This window comes from Rahnella inusitata, assembly GCF_018288855.1.
In the GTDB taxonomy this organism is placed as follows: Bacteria; Pseudomonadota; Gammaproteobacteria; order Enterobacterales; family Enterobacteriaceae; genus Rahnella; species Rahnella inusitata.
In genome coordinates, this window is record NZ_CP065024.1 from 3,480,148 (window position 1) to 3,498,557 (window position 18,410).

General features: G+C 51.6%; 14 protein-coding genes. 1 reads left to right on the plus strand and 13 read right to left on the minus strand.

What is annotated here, in order from left to right; translation table 11 throughout:
• Positions 1 to 248 precede the first annotated feature (248 nt).
• From mukB to cmoM, 4 genes are read right to left on the minus strand one after another with little or no spacing between them, the layout of a single operon-like run.
• Positions 249 to 4,700 (minus strand): chromosome partition protein MukB, encoded by a 4,452-nt coding sequence (mukB, locus tag I2123_RS16425; RefSeq protein WP_213051033.1) that lies wholly within the window; start codon positions 4,698 to 4,700, stop codon positions 249 to 251.
• Positions 4,697 to 5,428 carry a chromosome partition protein MukE gene (gene mukE / locus I2123_RS16430; protein WP_213051034.1) on the minus strand — a complete coding sequence of 244 codons (732 nt, stop codon included), beginning with the start codon at positions 5,426 to 5,428 and terminating at the stop codon, positions 4,697 to 4,699. The genes mukB and mukE overlap by 4 nt, the downstream gene beginning before the upstream one ends.
• The gene (gene mukF, locus I2123_RS16435) at positions 5,409 to 6,731 is read right to left on the minus strand and encodes a chromosome partition protein MukF (protein ID WP_213051035.1); all 1,323 of its coding nucleotides are present in this window, start codon (positions 6,729 to 6,731) and stop codon (positions 5,409 to 5,411) included. Before mukF ends, mukE begins: the two co-directional genes overlap by 20 nt.
• Complete coding sequence (gene cmoM / locus I2123_RS16440; protein ID WP_112166342.1) at positions 6,728 to 7,513, minus strand: tRNA uridine 5-oxyacetic acid(34) methyltransferase CmoM; 786 nt, start codon at positions 7,511 to 7,513, stop codon at positions 6,728 to 6,730. The genes mukF and cmoM overlap by 4 nt, the downstream gene beginning before the upstream one ends.
• A 168-nt stretch (positions 7,514 to 7,681) precedes the next feature.
• Between cmoM and elyC the strand changes: the two genes are divergently transcribed.
• Positions 7,682 to 8,461, plus strand: a complete 780-nt coding sequence (gene elyC, locus I2123_RS16445; RefSeq protein ID WP_112166344.1) for an envelope biogenesis factor ElyC — start codon at positions 7,682 to 7,684, stop codon at positions 8,459 to 8,461.
• 1 nt (position 8,462) lies between these two features.
• Here elyC and I2123_RS16450 read toward each other — a convergent pair whose 3' ends face one another.
• From I2123_RS16450 to I2123_RS16490, 9 genes are all read right to left on the minus strand, one after another.
• Positions 8,463 to 9,356: a YcbJ family phosphotransferase gene (locus I2123_RS16450; RefSeq protein WP_112166346.1), complete on the minus strand. Its 894-nt coding sequence runs from the start codon at positions 9,354 to 9,356 to the stop codon at positions 8,463 to 8,465.
• 188 nt (positions 9,357 to 9,544) lie between these two features.
• Positions 9,545 to 10,294: a 3-deoxy-manno-octulosonate cytidylyltransferase gene (gene kdsB, locus I2123_RS16455; protein ID WP_213051036.1), complete on the minus strand. Its 750-nt coding sequence runs from the start codon at positions 10,292 to 10,294 to the stop codon at positions 9,545 to 9,547.
• The gene (locus I2123_RS16460; protein WP_056771818.1) at positions 10,291 to 10,473 is read right to left on the minus strand and encodes a Trm112 family protein; all 183 of its coding nucleotides are present in this window, start codon (positions 10,471 to 10,473) and stop codon (positions 10,291 to 10,293) included. The genes kdsB and I2123_RS16460 overlap by 4 nt, the downstream gene beginning before the upstream one ends.
• A gap of 372 nt (positions 10,474 to 10,845) precedes the next feature.
• Positions 10,846 to 12,072: a winged helix-turn-helix domain-containing protein gene (locus I2123_RS16465; protein ID WP_213051037.1), complete on the minus strand. Its 1,227-nt coding sequence runs from the start codon at positions 12,070 to 12,072 to the stop codon at positions 10,846 to 10,848.
• Between the two features lie 96 nt (positions 12,073 to 12,168).
• The gene (locus I2123_RS16470) at positions 12,169 to 12,381 is read right to left on the minus strand and encodes a cold-shock protein (protein ID WP_112166352.1); all 213 of its coding nucleotides are present in this window, start codon (positions 12,379 to 12,381) and stop codon (positions 12,169 to 12,171) included.
• A 261-nt stretch (positions 12,382 to 12,642) separates the two neighbouring features.
• Positions 12,643 to 12,852 carry a transcription antiterminator/RNA stability regulator CspE gene (gene cspE / locus I2123_RS16475; RefSeq protein ID WP_104921457.1) on the minus strand — a complete coding sequence of 70 codons (210 nt, stop codon included), beginning with the start codon at positions 12,850 to 12,852 and terminating at the stop codon, positions 12,643 to 12,645.
• A gap of 351 nt (positions 12,853 to 13,203) precedes the next feature.
• A complete protein-coding gene (gene lpxK, locus I2123_RS16480) occupies positions 13,204 to 14,193 on the minus strand; it encodes a tetraacyldisaccharide 4'-kinase (protein ID WP_213051038.1) in 990 nt (329 codons plus the stop codon).
• On the minus strand, positions 14,190 to 15,938 hold the full coding sequence (gene msbA / locus I2123_RS16485) for a lipid A ABC transporter ATP-binding protein/permease MsbA (RefSeq protein ID WP_112166356.1): 1,749 nt from the start codon (positions 15,936 to 15,938) through the stop codon (positions 14,190 to 14,192). The genes lpxK and msbA overlap by 4 nt, the downstream gene beginning before the upstream one ends.
• A 38-nt stretch (positions 15,939 to 15,976) precedes the next feature.
• Positions 15,977 to 18,220 (minus strand): DNA internalization-related competence protein ComEC/Rec2, encoded by a 2,244-nt coding sequence (locus tag I2123_RS16490; RefSeq protein WP_213051039.1) that lies wholly within the window; start codon positions 18,218 to 18,220, stop codon positions 15,977 to 15,979.
• Positions 18,221 to 18,410: the final 190 nt, after the last annotated feature.

Genomic DNA, 18,410 nt, shown 5'->3' on the forward strand with positions numbered 1-18,410 from the left:
CCTCGTCTGACCTAAAGACTCTAAGCCAGCGACCAGGGGAAATAAAGCTTTCATTAAACAGTTTCCGCACTGTTTTCAGCCAGTCGATTACATTTCAACCGGTGCGTTGGAAATGTCTCAGCAGATATAAGTAACTAACGGATAATCGCAATAAAACATAAGTTAAGTGAATAAATACGTGTAAAAAAGCCCCGGCATTTTTGCCAGGGCTTTTGAAGTTCCACAGAAAATGTTGTCTGTAAAAGGGATCAGGAAATATCAGCTTCCGTATTGGCCAGCACCGGTAATTCAGGTGGCGCAAAACCACGCAGGCCTACGACGTGTACATGTTCATTGTTACCAAACATCTTACGTACCAGTTTGTAGGTCGTGCCTTTTTCCGGGCTAATGTTTTCAGGTGCGGCGATGATCAGCTGCATTTCCAGACGGTCGCATAGTTCGAACAGCGTGGCGATGGATTTGGCATCCAGACGCGCCGCTTCATCCAGGAACAACAGGCGACACGGTGAAATGTCTTTGCCGCGCATGCGGCTCGATTCGTCTTCCCAGCTTTGAACAACCATAACCAGAATCGACATACCGGTACCGATAGCCTCGCCCGTCGACAGTGCGCCACTCTCTGCACGCAGCCAGCCGTCGGATCCTCTGTTAACTTCCACTTCCATCTCAAGATAGTTGCGATAGTCCAGCAGCTCTTCACCAATGGTTTGCGGCGTACGCTGACCCATGTCGATTTGCGGATTGAGGCGCTGATACAACTTCGCCAGCGCTTCGGAGAAGGTCAGACGGTTGCTGCTGAACAGATCCTGATGCTGTTCCTGCTGTTCGGAAAGCACATCCAGCAAACCAGCATGAGCTTCGCGCACGTTAACGTTCAGACGAACGCTTTTCACCTGGCCGAATGCCACGGCCTGCAGGCCCTGGTTCAGCTGGCGAATACGATTTTGCTCGCGCTGAATCGTTTTACGGATGATGTTCGCCACGCTCTTAGAGCTTATCGCCAGTTGTTGCTCACGGGCGGTAAGTTCTTCCGTCAGGCGCCCCAGTTCAATTTCCATCTGTTCGATGGCTTCCACCGGATCATCGGTACGGATAATGTCCTGACGGATGCGCTCACGCAGATGCTGATACACGGCAATATAAAACTGAATTTTGCGTTCCGGACGTTTCGGATCTTCGGACAGGCGCAGCACGTCGCGCAGGTGCTCGTTATCCGATACCGCCAGACGCAGCGCACCCAGTGATTTATCCGACATAGAGCGCAGTTCGTCGCCATCCATGTACGCCAGCTCACGACGGTGCAGGCGGCGCTCAACGCCGTTGTCCTTCACCAGACGCATCACCGCACACCAGCCTGCTTTCGATGTCACGACCTGCTCGCGGCTCTGATGATAATCACGTTCCAGCTTACGGAGTTTCTTCTGCAGGTTATCCATTTCGGCTTCGCAGAAGGTGATCTGTTTTTCGAGTTGATTGCAGCGCGCACGGTTGGTGCTCAGTGCAACATGCAGTTCATCGCGACGGGTTTTGGCGCGCGCTTCGGCATTCGGATCGGCCTGAACGCCGATATCCTGCAATTCCTGACCCAGCTCTTTAAGCATGTCGCGCTTGGCATCGAACGAGCTCTTCAGCGAGGCCAGAACCTGACTGTATTGCGTGAACTGTGCCTGATGCTGACGCATTTGCTCACGCGCGCGGGTACGTTCCGCTTCCGCATGTTCAAGACGCTGACGCAGTTTGTCGTTGAGGTCAGCGTTTTCATTTAACATGCCGGCAGAGTCGGTGTAGCTGAAATGCGTGCGGCGCTGAACCACTTCGGTCAATGCAAAGGCCTGTTGTTTCGCCAGACGCTGCGCATGCTGTGCCTGCGCGTAATCTTCCTTCAGCTGTTCGTGCTGTTCCGGATCGCTTTGCAGCACCGATACCAGCGGTTCCAGCTTGTTCAGAGAAATGCCGTGTTGCTGAATGAAACGGGCGGCGTCCTGCGCCTCTTCCATTTCATCGCGGATTTCTTCCACACGGTCAATCAGCGTTTCATCACACAGCAGGCCAACCCGCGGCTGCAATTTGTTGAGCATGCCGACGGCCTCTTTCGCCTGCTCAAACTGCTGACGCTGCTGCTGATTCTGGCCTTCATGCGCGTTCAGTGCACGTTCAAGCTCACCGCGACGGCCGCTCAAAGTACGAATGTCCGCTTCCGGATCGGCATCAAAAGCAACGGCCAGATGGCTGCCGATAAAGCGGCTGAAAGCCTGATGCGCACGCTGAATTTTCTGCACGTCAAACGACAACGTGGCATAACGCTCGGACAGGCTTTCGCGCTCTTTATGCAACGTTTCCAGACGGTTCTCACGTGCCGCACGGCCAAACAGCGGCACCTGCGGAAAATGGGAATAACGCCACTGACGATCGCCGGTTTTTACCAGTACCGCGCCCTGCATTTCATCGACTTCGAAAACATTATCATCGAAGGATTGTGGATCCCCTTCAATCAGATACAAATCTTCCGGACAATCGTCCAGACCGTCTAACTGGTCGCGGATCAGCGATAAATCGGGTACCACAATCGCGTGGCGCGACGGACCGTAGAGCGCGGAGAAGTAAGGCGCATCGTCAATGGTCACGTCATCATAAATCTCTGACAGCAGCACGCCACCAAAACGCTCTGCCAGCGCGATCATGCGGGAATCTTCTGCACCACTCGGCTGGCTGAGGCGGGTAATCTGCCCTTCAATGCGACGTTTACGCGCAGCCACTTCGTCACGTTCAACGGTGGTATCGCGTTCGCTTTCCAGCAACTGCTGCATGTACTCGGTCACCTGCTGGCTGTTTTCCAGCGGCTCTTTACTCTGCTCGCTTAACTGGCTCAGGGCTTCCTGAGCTGCCAGCCAGACCGGCGCGCGGGCAGTCAGTTCGCGGATACGCGCCTGAGCCTGCTCTAATTCCTGACGCATTTCCATGCGACGCTCGCTGGCCTGCGATACCACGATCTGCAATTCTTCGATCTGTACTTCCAGCTCGCGCTGCATTTCGTCCAGATCTTCCGGCTGGACGTCCTGTCCGGTTCGTTTACAAAATTCCTGCAACTGACGCTCAGCGTCCTGTTGCTCACGCAGACGCCCTTCCAGTTCGGCCAGTCGCATCCGCAGCGGTTCAACGCGTTCTGCCTGATGCACTTGCGAAGGCCACTCACGCAGTAACTCACGCGCGGTTTTCCAGGCATCGCTGCGACTGACTTCACCGGCGATTTTCACCACCAGCTGATAAGCCGTTTCGAACTGACTGTGCGCGGCTGATGCCACACTCATTTTTTGCTCGAGCATCAGCAGGATATCTGTCGCTTCCTGTTCCTTGCTCTGGAAGGTTTCCAGCCACTCTTCGCTGTTCTGCGTGGTCAGATCGGGGATCTGGCACAGCTCACGGGCGCGTTCAATTGCCTGTAACGCCTGCTGATACTGAATCGCACGGGTTTGTTGAACATCCAGCGCCTGCTGGTAATCCGCCAGCTGGCTTTTCAGTTCATCCACTTCCAGCTCAGCCGCTTCGGCACGAGCCTCGTGCTCGGCGTGCAGCTCACTGGCCTCTGCAACCACTTCGTTCTGCTCTTCCAGACGATAAGTCAGCTCTTCGAGGTCACTTTCGTAACGCTCGATTTTTTCCTGCTGACGCATGGCGGTCTGAACCAGACTCAGATGGTCGCTGGCGGCCTGATAATCGGTTTCCAGATCGCTTTGTGAACCGCTTTGCTCAGCCAGTTCACGCGCCATTTCAACGTGGCGATATTGTTCACTGGACAGCTGTTTACGGCTCGACAGCAACTCGTTACGCAACACCAATGCGCCATCTAAATGTTTACGGCGCTCGTTGGCATGACGCATGTAGTCGGCAGCCACGTAGGAGGTAGCTTCAGAAATCAGATGCTTAAACAAATCACGGTCGGATTGCGTAACGCGGATCGCTTCGAGCGTCATGCGGTTTTCACGCAGCGCAGCTTCCATATCCTGGAAAGCTTTACGCACACCACTGTTTTCCGGCAACAGATAGTCGCGCAGGGAACGGGTGATGGCGCTGGAAATCCCGCCGTACAGCGAGGCTTCGATCAGACGATAGAACTTGCTGCGGTCAGACGCCGAACGTAAGCGACGCGGAATGACGCCCAGATCGAACATCAGCGCGTGGTAATCCGTGATGGAGTTGAACTGCTTAAACTGCACACCTTCCATCGCTTCGACGCGGTCTTTCAATTCCTGCAAAGACAGTACGCGCGCCTGACGTTCACCGACGGTTTCGGTCAGCATTTCGGTCGGATTCACCGCGACCGGCAGGCCCTGAATCGTAAAAGGTTTAATGTCCACTTTGCGATCGCGCCCGGCGATTTGTTGCAGACGAACGCCGACCACGACGCGCTGATGGCGTGAGTTCACGACGTCCAGCACCGAGTAACAGACGCCCGCACGCAATTTACCGTGCAGACCTTTATCGCGCGAACCCGAGGTCGCCCCCGCTTCCGTGGTGTTACGGAAATGCAGCAACGTTAAATCCGGGATCAGCGCCGTGACGAAGGCGGCCATGGTGGTGGACTTACCCGCACCATTGCCCCCTGAAAGCGTGGTGACCAGTGAATCGAGGTCAAAGGTGCGGGCAAAAAAGCCGTTCCAGTTAACCAGCGTCAGTGAGCGAAATTTACCGCGTTCAATCATTCCTGTTCATCCTCTGCGCTCTCGCGTGCTTGCTGTCCGGTCAGCGCTTCACCTTCTTCGGGTTCGTCATTTAATGACAACGCACTGTCGACGGGCATTGCTTCACCGTCACGGATCATCCGCAACTGGGCTTCGCGGGCGTCATCTCCGCTGCGGACATCGGCACCGAATCGGAATACCGCTTCGGTAATGCGGAATTTGGTACTGTCGGCCCCCATGAAAAACACCATGCCCAGGCGGCGCAGACGGTTTAGGGAAGTCCTGACTTTATCCTGCAACTTCTGACGGTCTAAATCCGAGCCGGTTGAGCGCTGGTTAACGTATTTCAGCAGCTTGTTTTCATCGGCCAGGCTCAGCAATTCGTCATAGAGCTCCTGCTGGGTGAAAATACCTTCGTGCGCCAGACGCTCGGGACTGAGATACAGATAGCAGAGAATTTTCCCGACCATCATGTCCAGCTCAGATAAGACCGAACGTGAAATAAGCGTCGTGGAGCGCGGACGCAAATAGAAGAAACCTTCCGGTGCCCGGATCAATTCCACGTGATAGCGGCTGTAAAAGAGTTCCATTTCTTCCTGATAGTCCATCAGGAAGGCATGGTTATCCAGTTCATCAATGCCGATGTGGCGGCCAGAACGTAACTGGCTGTCGAGAGCAGGAAACACTGAGTTCGCCAGTGCCTGCGCCAGCTTAGCTGGCATTATGTGTTCAATATTTGTCGATGACATGGGCCTGCACCTTGGCTCCGTAATCATTGATTGCCTGCCATTCGGCGTGCAACCCTGAAAAATCTGCTTCAGCCACACCAAGGCGCACAGCCTGGTCGACCACAATTCGCGCGACATCAAAGTGTCGGGCACGCGGATACTGTATGAGGTATTCGCGCATCACCATGCCCAGATTGAGCGGCGTTTTCTGTTGTTGGTAAACTTGTAATGCCTGTTCAATCAATGCCGCAAGTTGTTCGCGGATTTCATTAAATTCTTCAAATTCGAGATCAGGCGGAAGTTCGCCGGTCACTTCTTCGCTGCGCAGCGCCAGTTCTTCGTCACGCATATCCAGCAGACGATCCGCATTGGCAAAGGTCAGCGTCCATGGCTGATCGAAATAATTCTGCACCGACTGGCGCAGGCGCTGAGCGAACACGCGATTTTTATCCATGTCGATCGCAGTACGGATAAATTTATGCACGTGACGGTCATAACCGATCCAAAGGTCAATCGCCTGCTGGCCCCAGCTGGTGATACGGTCAAGTTTGTTCTGCAAATCGAAGACCAGCTTGTCGACAAAACTCAGATCCATGTCGATCATCGTGGCATCCTGAATGCGCATCAGATGCGCCTGCAACAGATCACCCGCCGCTTCCAGCGTATCCTGCAACTCACGCAGCGTACCGGATGTTTCTGACAGAAGAAGTTCACAGCTGGAGATCGCCGCGCGCCAGTCTTTGTTGAGCAGACCGGCGATATCGTCTTTCACGCCCTGCTGCTGTTCATCCATGATGCGCTGGGTCATATCGATGCTGTCGAAGATTTCCGCGACAGAGTATTTGAGCGGTGCGTAAACATTGCGATGCCAGTGGAAATCATCGCCGCCTTCGTCAGCAGCGTCCGCCGCACGCTTGAGTTCCTGCGCAACAATCGAAAGCTGCATAGAGAGACGCAGCGTGGAGAATTCGCGCTGACGGATATAATAATCTGAAATGCCGATCGCCAAAGGAGTCAGGCGATAAATGGCGTTGCCGTCTGCCAGCTCACTGACAAAACGGTTGAGCAAACGCTGACGCACCATGTCATTGATGGCGTTATTGGCACGTACGGTGACGGTCTCGTTGGTCTGCTCAAAACCTTTGCTGACGTGACGAAATGCATCGACCAGTTCACCCTCACTCATTTCCCCATCAAGGCGCTCGCTGTTTAATGTGGCAATCGCCAGAAGAAAAGCCAGCCGCTCCGTTGGCAGCGAAATTGAGAAATCATTTTTCCGTGCCCAGGCGACCAGTTCGGGTACAGTCTGGGAAAATTCACTCATAATTCGTCCTTCAGAATGGGTTTGTGCGCCATCACGTGGATGTAACGTCCCAAACTAACAAAAGGTTCCTGGCGGCAATAACGCTGTTCCAGCGCCAGAAGCTCGTCAAAATCCTGTTTATGTTGTTGTCTGTTTCGCAAATAATCGTGGAACACTCTAACACCGGTCTTACCGCTTATCTGCATCTCAAGCTGTTCAAGCCACAGATAGACCTGCGCAGGCTCAAGCGGATGATCGGGTAACAATGAGCTCTTTTTGATTTTTGGCACGCCGGCTTCAACATGACCGAAGTTGCCGAGGATCATATGCCGCATGACCAGACCGTGGATATTGTAAAACATCAGGGATAATGCGCCACCCGGTGCAAGACAATCGACCAGCGCAGCCAGCGCCTCCTGCGGTTCGGCTAACCACTCGATGACCGCATGGAACAATATCAGATCAACCGGCTGTTCCAAATGCTCTGCGATGTGCTGAGCGGGGCATTGTACAAATTGCATGTTACCGCTCACACCTTTTTCAATCGCTGCTGCCTGAGCGCGACGGATCATCTCACCTGAAAGATCGCACAACAAGACCTGATGTCCTAAAGCGGCCAGTTCACAGGCCATTTGTCCTTCACCGCCACCCGCATCTAAAATGCGCAGCGGCCGCTGAGGCAAACTTTTCATCAACTCCTGCAGATCCTGACCCAGCACAGCCTGACGGATACGTCCTTTCGTTGTGCCGTAGATATTGCGCGAAAATTTTTCGGCCATATCGTCAAAATTACGATCCTGCATGAAGTGTTACCTGTTCACGGTTGAGCATTTTGCTGGAAACATACCTGCTGAATAATTCATAGTACAGCTATGTGGCTGCTATTTTGGCACAGGCGGACGTAGAATAAATCATCCTGAAGCGGAATCACGCCCGGATGTCGTTTTTTCACTCAAAAGGACCGGTTTCTGATGTTGTTTATCCTTAAAAAGACCGTGGGCGGCCTGCTGCTTCCCTTGCCGTTTATTTTGCTGATCATGGCCTTTGCGCTGGTGTTGCTGTGGATGACTCGCTGGCAGAAAACAGGAAAAGTATGTTTTTCGCTGAGTTGGCTGCTGTTACTGCTGCTGAGCCTGCAACCTGTCGCTGACAGTCTTCTGCGCCCGATAGAATCAGAATATCCGACGTATCAGCCACAGGCGCATCCGCCGGTGAAATATGTCGTGGTGCTGGGCGGCGGCTATACCTTCAATCCTGACTGGGCACCAAGTTCGAATTTAATCAGCAACAGCCTGCCACGCGTAGCAGAAGGGATCCGAATTTACCGCGCCAATCCGGGGGCAAAATTGATCTTTACCGGCGGCGCCGCGATGACAAATCCAGTCAGCAGCGCGGCGGTTGCCGGAAAAGTGGCAGAAAGTTTAGGCGTGCCTGAAAGCGATATCTTATTACTGGATAAGCCGAAGGATACCCATGAGGAATCGCAGCAAGTCAAAATGCTGATCGGGCAACAGCCATTCGTGCTGGTTACCTCGGCCAATCACTTGCCGCGCGCTATGATTTTCTTCCATCAGCAGGGTTTGTCGCCGATACCTGCGCCGGCGAACCAGCTGGCGATCGACTCTCCGCTTAATCCATGGGAAAGAACCCTGCCGCAGGCCTTATATTTTTCCCACAGCGAGCGCGCTTGGTATGAAACGTTAGGTCGCGCATGGCAATGGTTATCCAGAGACAAGGCTGCGGCAGACTGACTTAATTTAGCCACGGCAGCAGTTGTTGCCGTGCATAATCAAACTGGCGTCGGTCGAGCTTACCGGTATGGATCAGGTGTGCTACCGATTCCCAGACCAGATACAGCCAGCGCCGGGAAAGGAAGGTGTCCGAAACGGGCGCTTTCTTCAAATAGCTGAACAGCAATTGTTCACTCATGCCCTTTTCCCACAAACGGAACATATCAAACTCACGCGGTGCCCACAGCACGGTGCCTGGATTGATCATCGCTAATAGCTGGTCGCTGCGCGGATCTTTAAGCATGCTGCGTAGCGAAAGATTACCGTGAACCAGCACCGGCGTATCGTCAAAATCCTCAAACATGGCATCCAGACACTGGCGCGAGCGGAACAGCAGCGTGCGATCCTCAGGCGTGAGTTCGGGCGCCTGTAAGTTCGACAACGTGGCCCATAACACTTCTACACGTTGCGGATACCAGTTTTCCCAGCGATTCTCCTGCGTACTGTCGACCGAGCCCACGCAACCATGGCTGTCGATGCGGTGCCAGGCCAGCATCGCTTCCACGATTTGATCCTGCAATACCTGCCAGCGCTCGGGGGTTCGCGTAGGCGCTTCTGCCGAAACGCCCCGGAGGCGTTCGAGCAGCAGAATTTCTTGATAAGGTTTCTGGTGTGTGGTCACCATGCCGTAAACCGTCGGCACGCGCACCACGCCTTCACGCGCCAGCATCGAGAGCTTGTAAGCCTCCTGTCCGGCAATGCCCAGACAGGTAAAGCTTTTCGCCATCAGCGGCATGGCGTAGCCCTGCTCATCGTAAAGTGAAAAAAGATGGGCATAAGGCTGTTCACTTACGCATTCCAGGCGGGATAAACGCTCGCCCAGCACAATACTTAATTCGGCTTTTAGCTGTTCCATAACGTTTTCGCAGTGACGAAATGAGTGGTTGTTATGATGGAAGCTTCAATGCAGGAATACCCCGTTTCAGATCAAACAAAAACCGGATAGTCGGGAGAGAAAGAGGAAGACATCACGCAAAAGGAAATGAATTTCATGTAAATCAGGAAAGAGTAAACGGAATGCGATGGCATCCCGTTTGGGAATCATCAGCGACTCAAGATTTCGCGCACGCGTTCTAAATCTTCCGGCGTATCAACCCCGACCGAAGGAATGGCCTTCGCCACGCCAACGTGGATTTTTTCACCGTACCACAGCACACGCAGTTGTTCGAGGAGTTCAATGTGTTCTAACTCGCTCGGCTCCCACTTAACGTACTGGCGGATAAACCCGGCGCGATAGGCATAGATACCAATATGGCGAAGGAATACATCGCCAATAGTTTCTTTTGATATCGCAAAGCGCTCACGTTCCCAGGGGATTGCCGCCCTGGAAAAATACATCGCGTAACCCTGAACATTGCGCACAACCTTCACCGCATTCGGGTTGAACGCTTCTTCGGCGGTTTCAATCGGCACAGCCAGCGTGGACATTCCCGCTTCGCTGTTGGCCAGATTTTCAGCCACCTGACGGATAATAACTGGCGGGATTAACGGTTCATCGCCTTGCACATTAACGATAATTTCGTCATCGGCGAACTGACACAATTCGATTACTTCTGCCAGACGCTCAGTCCCGGACTGATGATCCGCACGCGTCAGACACACTTCACCCCCGGCATCTTCAACAGCCTTCACGACTTCCGGGTGATCGGTCGCAACAATGACTCTCTTCGCGCCCGACTCTAACGCACGCTCCATGACATGGACAACCATTGGTTTACCGTTGATATCTGCCAGAGGTTTACCCGGCAAACGGCTCGAACCATATCGGGCAGGAATGATGGCAATAAAACTCATGGATGCGTCTCATCAACAGAAAGTGGGCGGGCCTCATTTTCTAATAATACAGGAATGCCATCCCGGACGGGGTACGCAAGGCTGTCCGCTTTGCAGACCAGTTCCTGTGACTCTTTATTGAAGTACAACTTTCCGTTGCACACAGGGCAGGCAACGATTTCAAGCAAACGGTGATCCATAAAATTCTCCCGGAGGCGAGTACGCCCATAATCTATGTGGCGCAGCGCGAAAATGCATTGGAAAACACAATACGACGGTGCCAGAGAATAGCATAACCGCCCGATCAGCGTTAATACCCACATCCCCAGGAAGAGGTAGAGAGAGAACGAAATGTAACGAGAAAATTTTCACTTTGTGATGATTGCGTTACTCGCGGAGCCGGAGTAGAATTTTTTGTGAGCTACATCACATAAATAACCTTCAATACGAGTTTTAAAATGAAAACCATTAACAAAATCATCGCTATGTTCGCAAACTTCAGCAACTAACATTGCGTGGCACCTGCTATCATCGTGAATCAACGGCTGCCTGAGGCAGCCGTTTTACTTTTTTTAGCTTAGCTGCCAGCCGGAATTCCAGTAACCCTCTAACACATCAGGAATTTTTAGGACACTCACCTGTTCAGCCCCCTGCCATAACGCAAACCGATTAACAGCACCGGTGATATCCTGCACCCGTCGGGATGTGATTCTTGTACCTGGCTCCAGATGCAAACTTTTGACCTCAAGGATTTTTTCCTTGCGATGCATTTTGGCATCTACGCGGCCAATGAGTTCGCCACGTTGCAGAATGGGTAAGCTGAAATAGCCATACTGGCGTTTCGCTTCTGGCGTGTAACACTCGATCCGATATTCAAAATTGAACAACGTCGATGCACGCTTGCGGTCCCATACCACAGGGTCAAAGGGCGATAAAAGCGTCGTTACTGTAGACGTAATACCTGAATCAAGCGCCTGCTGTAACAGAGGCCATTGTTGCTGATGCACATAAAAAACGCCCTCCAGTCCGTCAACTTCAACGGGCGTAATTTCCTCATCTGCCAGCAAATTCGCAATCACTTTTTGGGTATCAACACGTTTAAGCCGGTAATAATCCGCCAGCCACTCCGCCTTGAATAAACCGAGACATTGCGCGGACCGCCTGAGCATTTGAAACTCTGCCGCTTCTTGCGTCAGCGCCTGGGTCGCATCATCCCAGCCGGGCATAACACGTTCAGCCAGATCATAGACCCGGTGAAAATTACGCCGTTCAGCGACCATCAGCTGGCCCGACGTGAACAGGGTTTCCAGATGCTTTTTATGCGGTTTCCAGTCCCACCAGCCACTGTTCGGTTTCTTCTCGGCGCTGAAATCGGCTGATCGAACAGGACCCTTCTCAGCAATATGGGCAAGTAACGCCTGAATATCGTTCTGGTGTTCATCGAACCATGCCTGCGAAAATTTCCATCCCATTTTCTGCGGATTTAACATGCGATGGCGCAGCAGACCGTAATCTTCGCTGGGGATAAAGCAGGCCTCATGCGCCCAGTATTCAAAAACCTTACCCGCTGACAGCGCGTCCTCCAGCCAATGCGGTGAATAATTGCCAAGCCTGCTGAACAGCACCAGATACGGACTGCGGGCAACCACGCTTATTGTGTCGATCTGCAACAATCCCATAGTGCGGATTGCCTGCACAACATCGTCGGCAGACGGTTTTTTGATCCGGGGTTTATAAAGGTTTTGAGCAGACAAATGCAGGGTGCGGGCTGAAACGAGAGATATAACCGGGTGAGACATATCGGTATCCATGGCAGCAAATAAACTGTGGATACCGATAGCATATTTTTACCGGAGCGTAAAATTCAGCTCAACGGGGAATAACAAAATTCAGAATCAGAACGCGATAACATCAGCCGCTGAAGGGCCGTGCGCTACGCTGCGGTACGTAGTGAATTCGACACGCTGACCAGCATTCAGGGATTTATTTTTGGTATTCGCGATGGAAGTACGCTGAACATAAATCTCAGAAGAACCGTCGAGCGGGCAAATAAAACCATAGCCTTTAGCCTGGTTGTACCATTTAACTAAACCCATTTTTAACATCATAATTTCTATCCTTTCTTTTGGGCATCCATGAACACACTTTTTTATTATTGTTCGGATGCGTTTGCCCATTTCTAAGTTAATTTTTTTATAAAAAACCTCTAATGAGCGAATTTGTTTTAACGATTATTTTTACTACTTTTACGACTTATCATCACGCCGTATGTATCTTTGCAGACATTAAAAACCCGCCGTCCGGCGGGCTTTACTCTGCTGATATGAATAACGGATAACGTTGTTTCATATCATCATGTTAGCCTCTTATCAGAGAGCAATAACATTAGCAGCAGCAGGACCGCGCGGGCTATCCTGAATGGTATATTCTACACGCTGACCTTCGGCCAGAGTTTTGAAACCATCGGTGGCAATTGCAGAGAAATGTACGAAGACATCTTTACCGCCATCAGCCTGCTCAATAAAACCAAAACCTTTGCTTTCATTGAACCACTTAACCTGACCCATTTTCTTAGACATGCTTAAAACCTTTTACGAAATATAAAATCCTGCCATTCGGCAATGTTGGCCAATAGTTCAGACAATTACTTATGGGGAGGACTTAGAAGGTTCGTCTTGGAAGCGGAATCATCGGGAAAGAGATAACGTCTGGGAGGAACTGCTTTACTCTACACTCATACATAAATAGCGCTGCAACACAGGCTGCACGCATTAACTCACACCTCTGAAACAATAGCAAGTGATGTGCTGAAACAAATGTTATGTTTTTCAAGATATGGATAAATAGTCTTTATAAATCATGCTCTTTAAATTTAAACAAAATATGTAAAATTTACCGAAGAACGGTGTTCCAGACGAGTTTAAGGCAAATCAGTGCGATTTTTTAAGAATGAGATCGGTGATTCTTTGCAGTAATTTCTCAGCAAGTCTGCCCTGAATTTTTGCTTCAACGGGTAAATACCACCAGTTAGCCTGCGCAAAACCACGACATTTCACGGCATCTTTTTCGGTCATCAAAAGTATTTGACCCGATTGAGCCAATCCAGAAAGTTGCTCAATCTGATAGGCTTTATGGTCCGCAAAAGCGACCTCTTTTTGCAACGTCAGCCCCAATTGTTTCAACGTGGCAAAAAAACGTGGCGGATGGCCTATTCCGGCCATTGCCACCACATTTCGCAGTGCTGATGCATCTCGCTGTTCACCCGTCACCAGATTGACCGCTTTGCCAGGCTGTAAAATCATCGCCAGCTCACCTGTTTCCGCAGTGCCACCGTTAGTAATGATGGCGTCAACGGAGCGCAGACGGGATGTACGTTCCCGCATTGGGCCTGCCGGCAACCAGTGACCATTGCCAAAACGTCTCACACCATCCACGACGACAATTTCGACATCCCGCTTAAGTGCGTAATGCTGTAAACCATCGTCGGTAATGATCACATCCAGTTCATGTTCAGCAAGTAACGCTTTAACCGCGTCAGAACGCAGCGGTGACACCGCAACCGGCGCCCCCGTCCGCTGATAAATCAACACGGGTTCATCACCCGCCTGCGCTGTCGTCGTGCTTTCAGACAGCACCAGCGGATAGTGAGGTGATTTCCCACCGTAGCCGCGTGACACAACACCAACGCGAAATCCATGCAGTTGCAGCGTTTCCACCAGCCAGATCACCACCGGCGTTTTACCGTTACCTCCGGCGGTCAAATTACCGACCACCACAACGGGCACAGGTGCCCGCCAGCTTTTTTTTAGCCCTGATTTATAGCTGTAACGGAGGATCGTGGCTATCAGTCCATACAACCATGACAGTGGCAGAAGTAACCAGTAAAGCGGTGACTGACCTGACCAGATGCGCTCAATCATTGGCCAAACTGCATCCGGTAAAGCTGTGAGTAAACGCCACGCTCTTCCAGCAGAACCGCATGAGAACCGCGTTCAACAATGCGCCCGTCTTCGATCACCAGAATTTCATCAGCTTTTTCAATGGTCGATAAGCGATGCGCAATCACCAGTGAGGTACGGTTTTTCTGTAACTCATCAAGAGCGGCCTGAATTGCACGCTCGGACTCTGTATCCAGTGCCGAGGTAGCCTCATCGAGGATGAGGATTGGCGAATCACGCAGCAAGGCGCGGGCAATAGCAATACGCTGACGTTGACCGCCGGAAAGCAGCACACCATTTTCGCCGATCACCGTATCCAGCCCCTGATCCATCTTGCTGATGAAGTCCATGGCATACGCCATAGTCGCCGCTTTTTCGATTTCTTCACGGGAATAGATGTCAGTACGGGCATAGGCGATGTTATTGGCGATGGTATCGTTGAACAGGTGGACATTCTGGGAGACCAGCGCCACCTGATCACGCAGTGAAGACAACGTGTATTCACGTAAATCATGGCCATCCATCAGGATCTGCCCTTCCTGGATATCGTAGAAACGTGTCAGCAGGTTTGCGATGGTCGATTTACCTGAACCAGAGCGCCCCACCAGTGCCACGGTTTTTCCTTCCGGCAGGCTGAAAGAAATCTCACGCAGTGCAGGAATGTCACGTCCAGGGTATGTAAAGGTCACATTTTTGAATTCAACGTCACCTTTAGCTCGTTTGACTTCAAGTTTACCTTCGTCTTTCTCCTGCTCCATATCCAGAATAGAGAAAAGTGTCTGACAGGCAGCCATACCGCGCTGGAACTGGGAATTCACGTTAGTCAGGGATTTCAGCGGGCGCATCAGGGCGATCATCGATGAGAACACCACGGTGATTGTACCGGCACTCAGCGTTTCCATCACGGACGGGAAGCTTGCGGCATAGAGCACGAACGCCAGAGCCAGAGAAGCAATCAGCTGAATGATAGGATCTGAAATCGAAGAAGCAGAGACCATACGCATGCCTTGCTGACGCATACGGTTACTGACTTTATCAAAGCGCTGAGTTTCGACTTTCTGACCACCGAAGATAAGCACTTCTTTGTGGCCTTTCAGCATCTGCTCGGCGCTGGTCGTAACTTGCCCCATGGTGTTCTGCATGGATTTACTGATGTTACGGAAACGTTTTGACACCACGCGGATAACAACAGAGACGATCGGCGCAATCACCAGCAGGATAACTGACAGCTGCCAGCTGTAGTAGAACATCATGATGAACAGGCCGATAATCGACGCCCCTTCACGCACCACAGTCACCAGTGCGCTGGAGGAAGACGAAGCAACCTGCTCGGAGTCGTAAGTAATACGCGAGAGCAAGGTACCGGTAGACTGTTGATCAAAGAAAGCGACAGGCATTCTCATCATATGGCCGAACAGACGGCGGCGCATATGCATGACCACTTTCCCTGAAACCCACGAGATACAGTAACTTGAAATATATCCGCTGACCCCACGCACAATCATCAGGCCGATAACGACCAGCGGCATCCAAAGTAAAATTGAGCGGTCGGCTTTACCAAACCCATCATCAAGCAGCGGCTTCAGCAAAGACAGCATGAATGTATCACTGGCGGCGTTGGCGACCAGTGCAATAGCCGCAGCAATCAGCCCGGCCTTAAAAGGTGTGATCATCGGCCATAGGCGACGGAATGTCTGCCACGTCGAGAGATCTTTATCGTTCATCATGCAATATCAACCAGCATCGAAAGAAATAGCGGTCTATTCTACTCATTATCTTCTGATACTCCAAACCGGTGGTGGTACCAACGGGGGATTAATTGCTCACGTAAGCCCTTAATTGCCCAATATTCATCATAAATGAAGATACTCAGCTGGCCTGATACAGAGGTCGAGTGCCAGTCATAGCGGGCTTTGTTGTATCTGCTAACAACTTTATGCGCCGGAAGATGCCATTTATTAAATCTCGCTGCCGATGCCATCGCCACTACCGGCTTTACGGCCCGCAGGAAAGGGGGTGAAGAGGATGTATTGCTGCCGTGATGTGGCACCTGAAGCCATGTGGACTGTAACCCCTTTCGCTCCTTTTTGATTAACGCTTTTTCGCTACCGGCCTCAATATCGCCCGTCAACAGCAGACTGAATGTGCCGTCATCAACGCGAATGACACAACTGTCATCGTTACGTGCATCCGTCGTCGACGTCAACGGCCACAAAATGTCGAAGTTCAGCCCTTGCCATCGCCAGTGTTCCCCGGCAATACAAGAGAAATGCCCCACAGAGGGAGAACTGTCACGCAGGCTCGCCTTCGGATACATCGCCTGTAAAATTTCGAGCCCTCCACGGTGATCCTTATCATCGTGACTGATAATTATTTGCTCTAACTGGATATTTCTCCAGCGCAGCAGTGGCGCGATATTTTGCTCTGCCGCCGAGCCCCCTTCCCAGCGATTGCCGGTATCGTAAAGAATTCCTCTGCCATTTTTGCTGATAAGCACCGATAACCCGTGTCCGACATCCAGCATATCCACCCGCCAGCGCTCAGGTGCCATGCGAGTGAGCCAACACAGAGAGACTACGCATAATGAAATCAGCAACGACAATCGATGCCTGATATCGCTTAGTCGCCAAAAGAGAACGAACAGCCAGCCTGAGAAACTGATGAGCAAGAAGGTTTCCCCCAGGGTAAACCAGCTCCCGGAAAAAGGTTCAACGCCCCACATCGCCAGGCTAAGGGTTTGATCCGCCATTTTCCAGATGATGATTTGCGCCTCTGACACCCAGCCAGAAGGAAATAAATTAAGGATTAGCACTATCAGGACTAACGGCACAGTCACCATCGAAACAATCGGTACCGCCCACATGTTTGCCAGAAAAGACGATGGATTCAGGCCATGAAAAATTGCGACCTGCAACGGTAGCAAAAGCAACGTCATACACGCTTGGAGATGTCCCCAGCGCAAGAAAGACCAATACCAGGCATGCTGAAAACGCGCAGATAACGGCATCCATTGAAACCAAAAAACCAGCGATGCTACGGCAAAACAAGACAGCCAGAAACTGTCCGACAGAATATTCATCGGGTCAGCCAGTAACAATAACGCGACGCCCCACAACCAGACCTGCCAGGGATGGCAACTTATACGAAAAAACCTCAGCACAATCCATAGCGAGACTGCCAATGCCGCGCGTAATGCGGGGGCATTACAACCTGAAAGCCATGTATACGTCAGCAGAAATATCTCGCTGACCAGTAGAGTGAAGCGGTAATCAATCAACCTTATCGGGAGGAAAAACTGCATTCCCCGCGCCAGCCACCAGCCAAATAAGGCAGCAATACCAATGTGCAGGCCGGAAATCGCCACGAGATGAGCGATGCCGGTTCTTTGCAGCAAAATCTTCTCATCGCCATTAATTAATCCCTTTTCACCAAAAGCTAAGGCGATTAGCACTGGCGTATTCGCCAGTTCTGGCATTGCAGCTTGTACGCGGTGGATGAATTGCTGGCGGAACGAGCTCCCGCCCTCCAGCATTTCGCCTTGCCGGATTGTCGCAGTCAGCGGTGCATGCTGCGCCAGCGCCCATCGTTGGGCATCAAATCCCCCTTCATTTAACAGGCTGTGGACAGGACGAAAACTGGCGATCAATTTCCACTTTTGTCCTGCTGATAGGACTGTTTCTGCTCCTTCCCATTTAGCACGAAATAGTATCGCCGGGAAAATCTGCTTCCCGCCTACCTTTTCAATTTTGAAAAACTGAGATGTCACACCGCCCTGCCCCAGATTAATAGTTTGCACGCTGGCGACAACCTCACGATTGGCACCCATAAGCGTAAGCGTCTGCTCAATCAGGCTGCTGCCCTGCATGCTCGCCCAAACGAAACTCAGCAATGCGATCATCATCAGTCTGATTATCTTTCGGCGTGAGCCCCACAGAATCCATGCGAAAAAGCACATCGCCGCAAGCCACTGCATTGAAGGCAATTGAGCAATAAATACCAGCGGCGCCATACCTGCAATGACCGCGACAGCGACCTCTTCCAATGAGATTTTGATGGCGTTCCCTCTACGTTCATCATACGACCACCCTGGTCAGATTCTGGCTGGAGTATGGTATTGAGATTAATAGGGGACAAGCAGAAGAACGACGGAATGCGAGACGTTACGCAAATAGGGAGAGAGATTGAGGAAGAAATTTGGA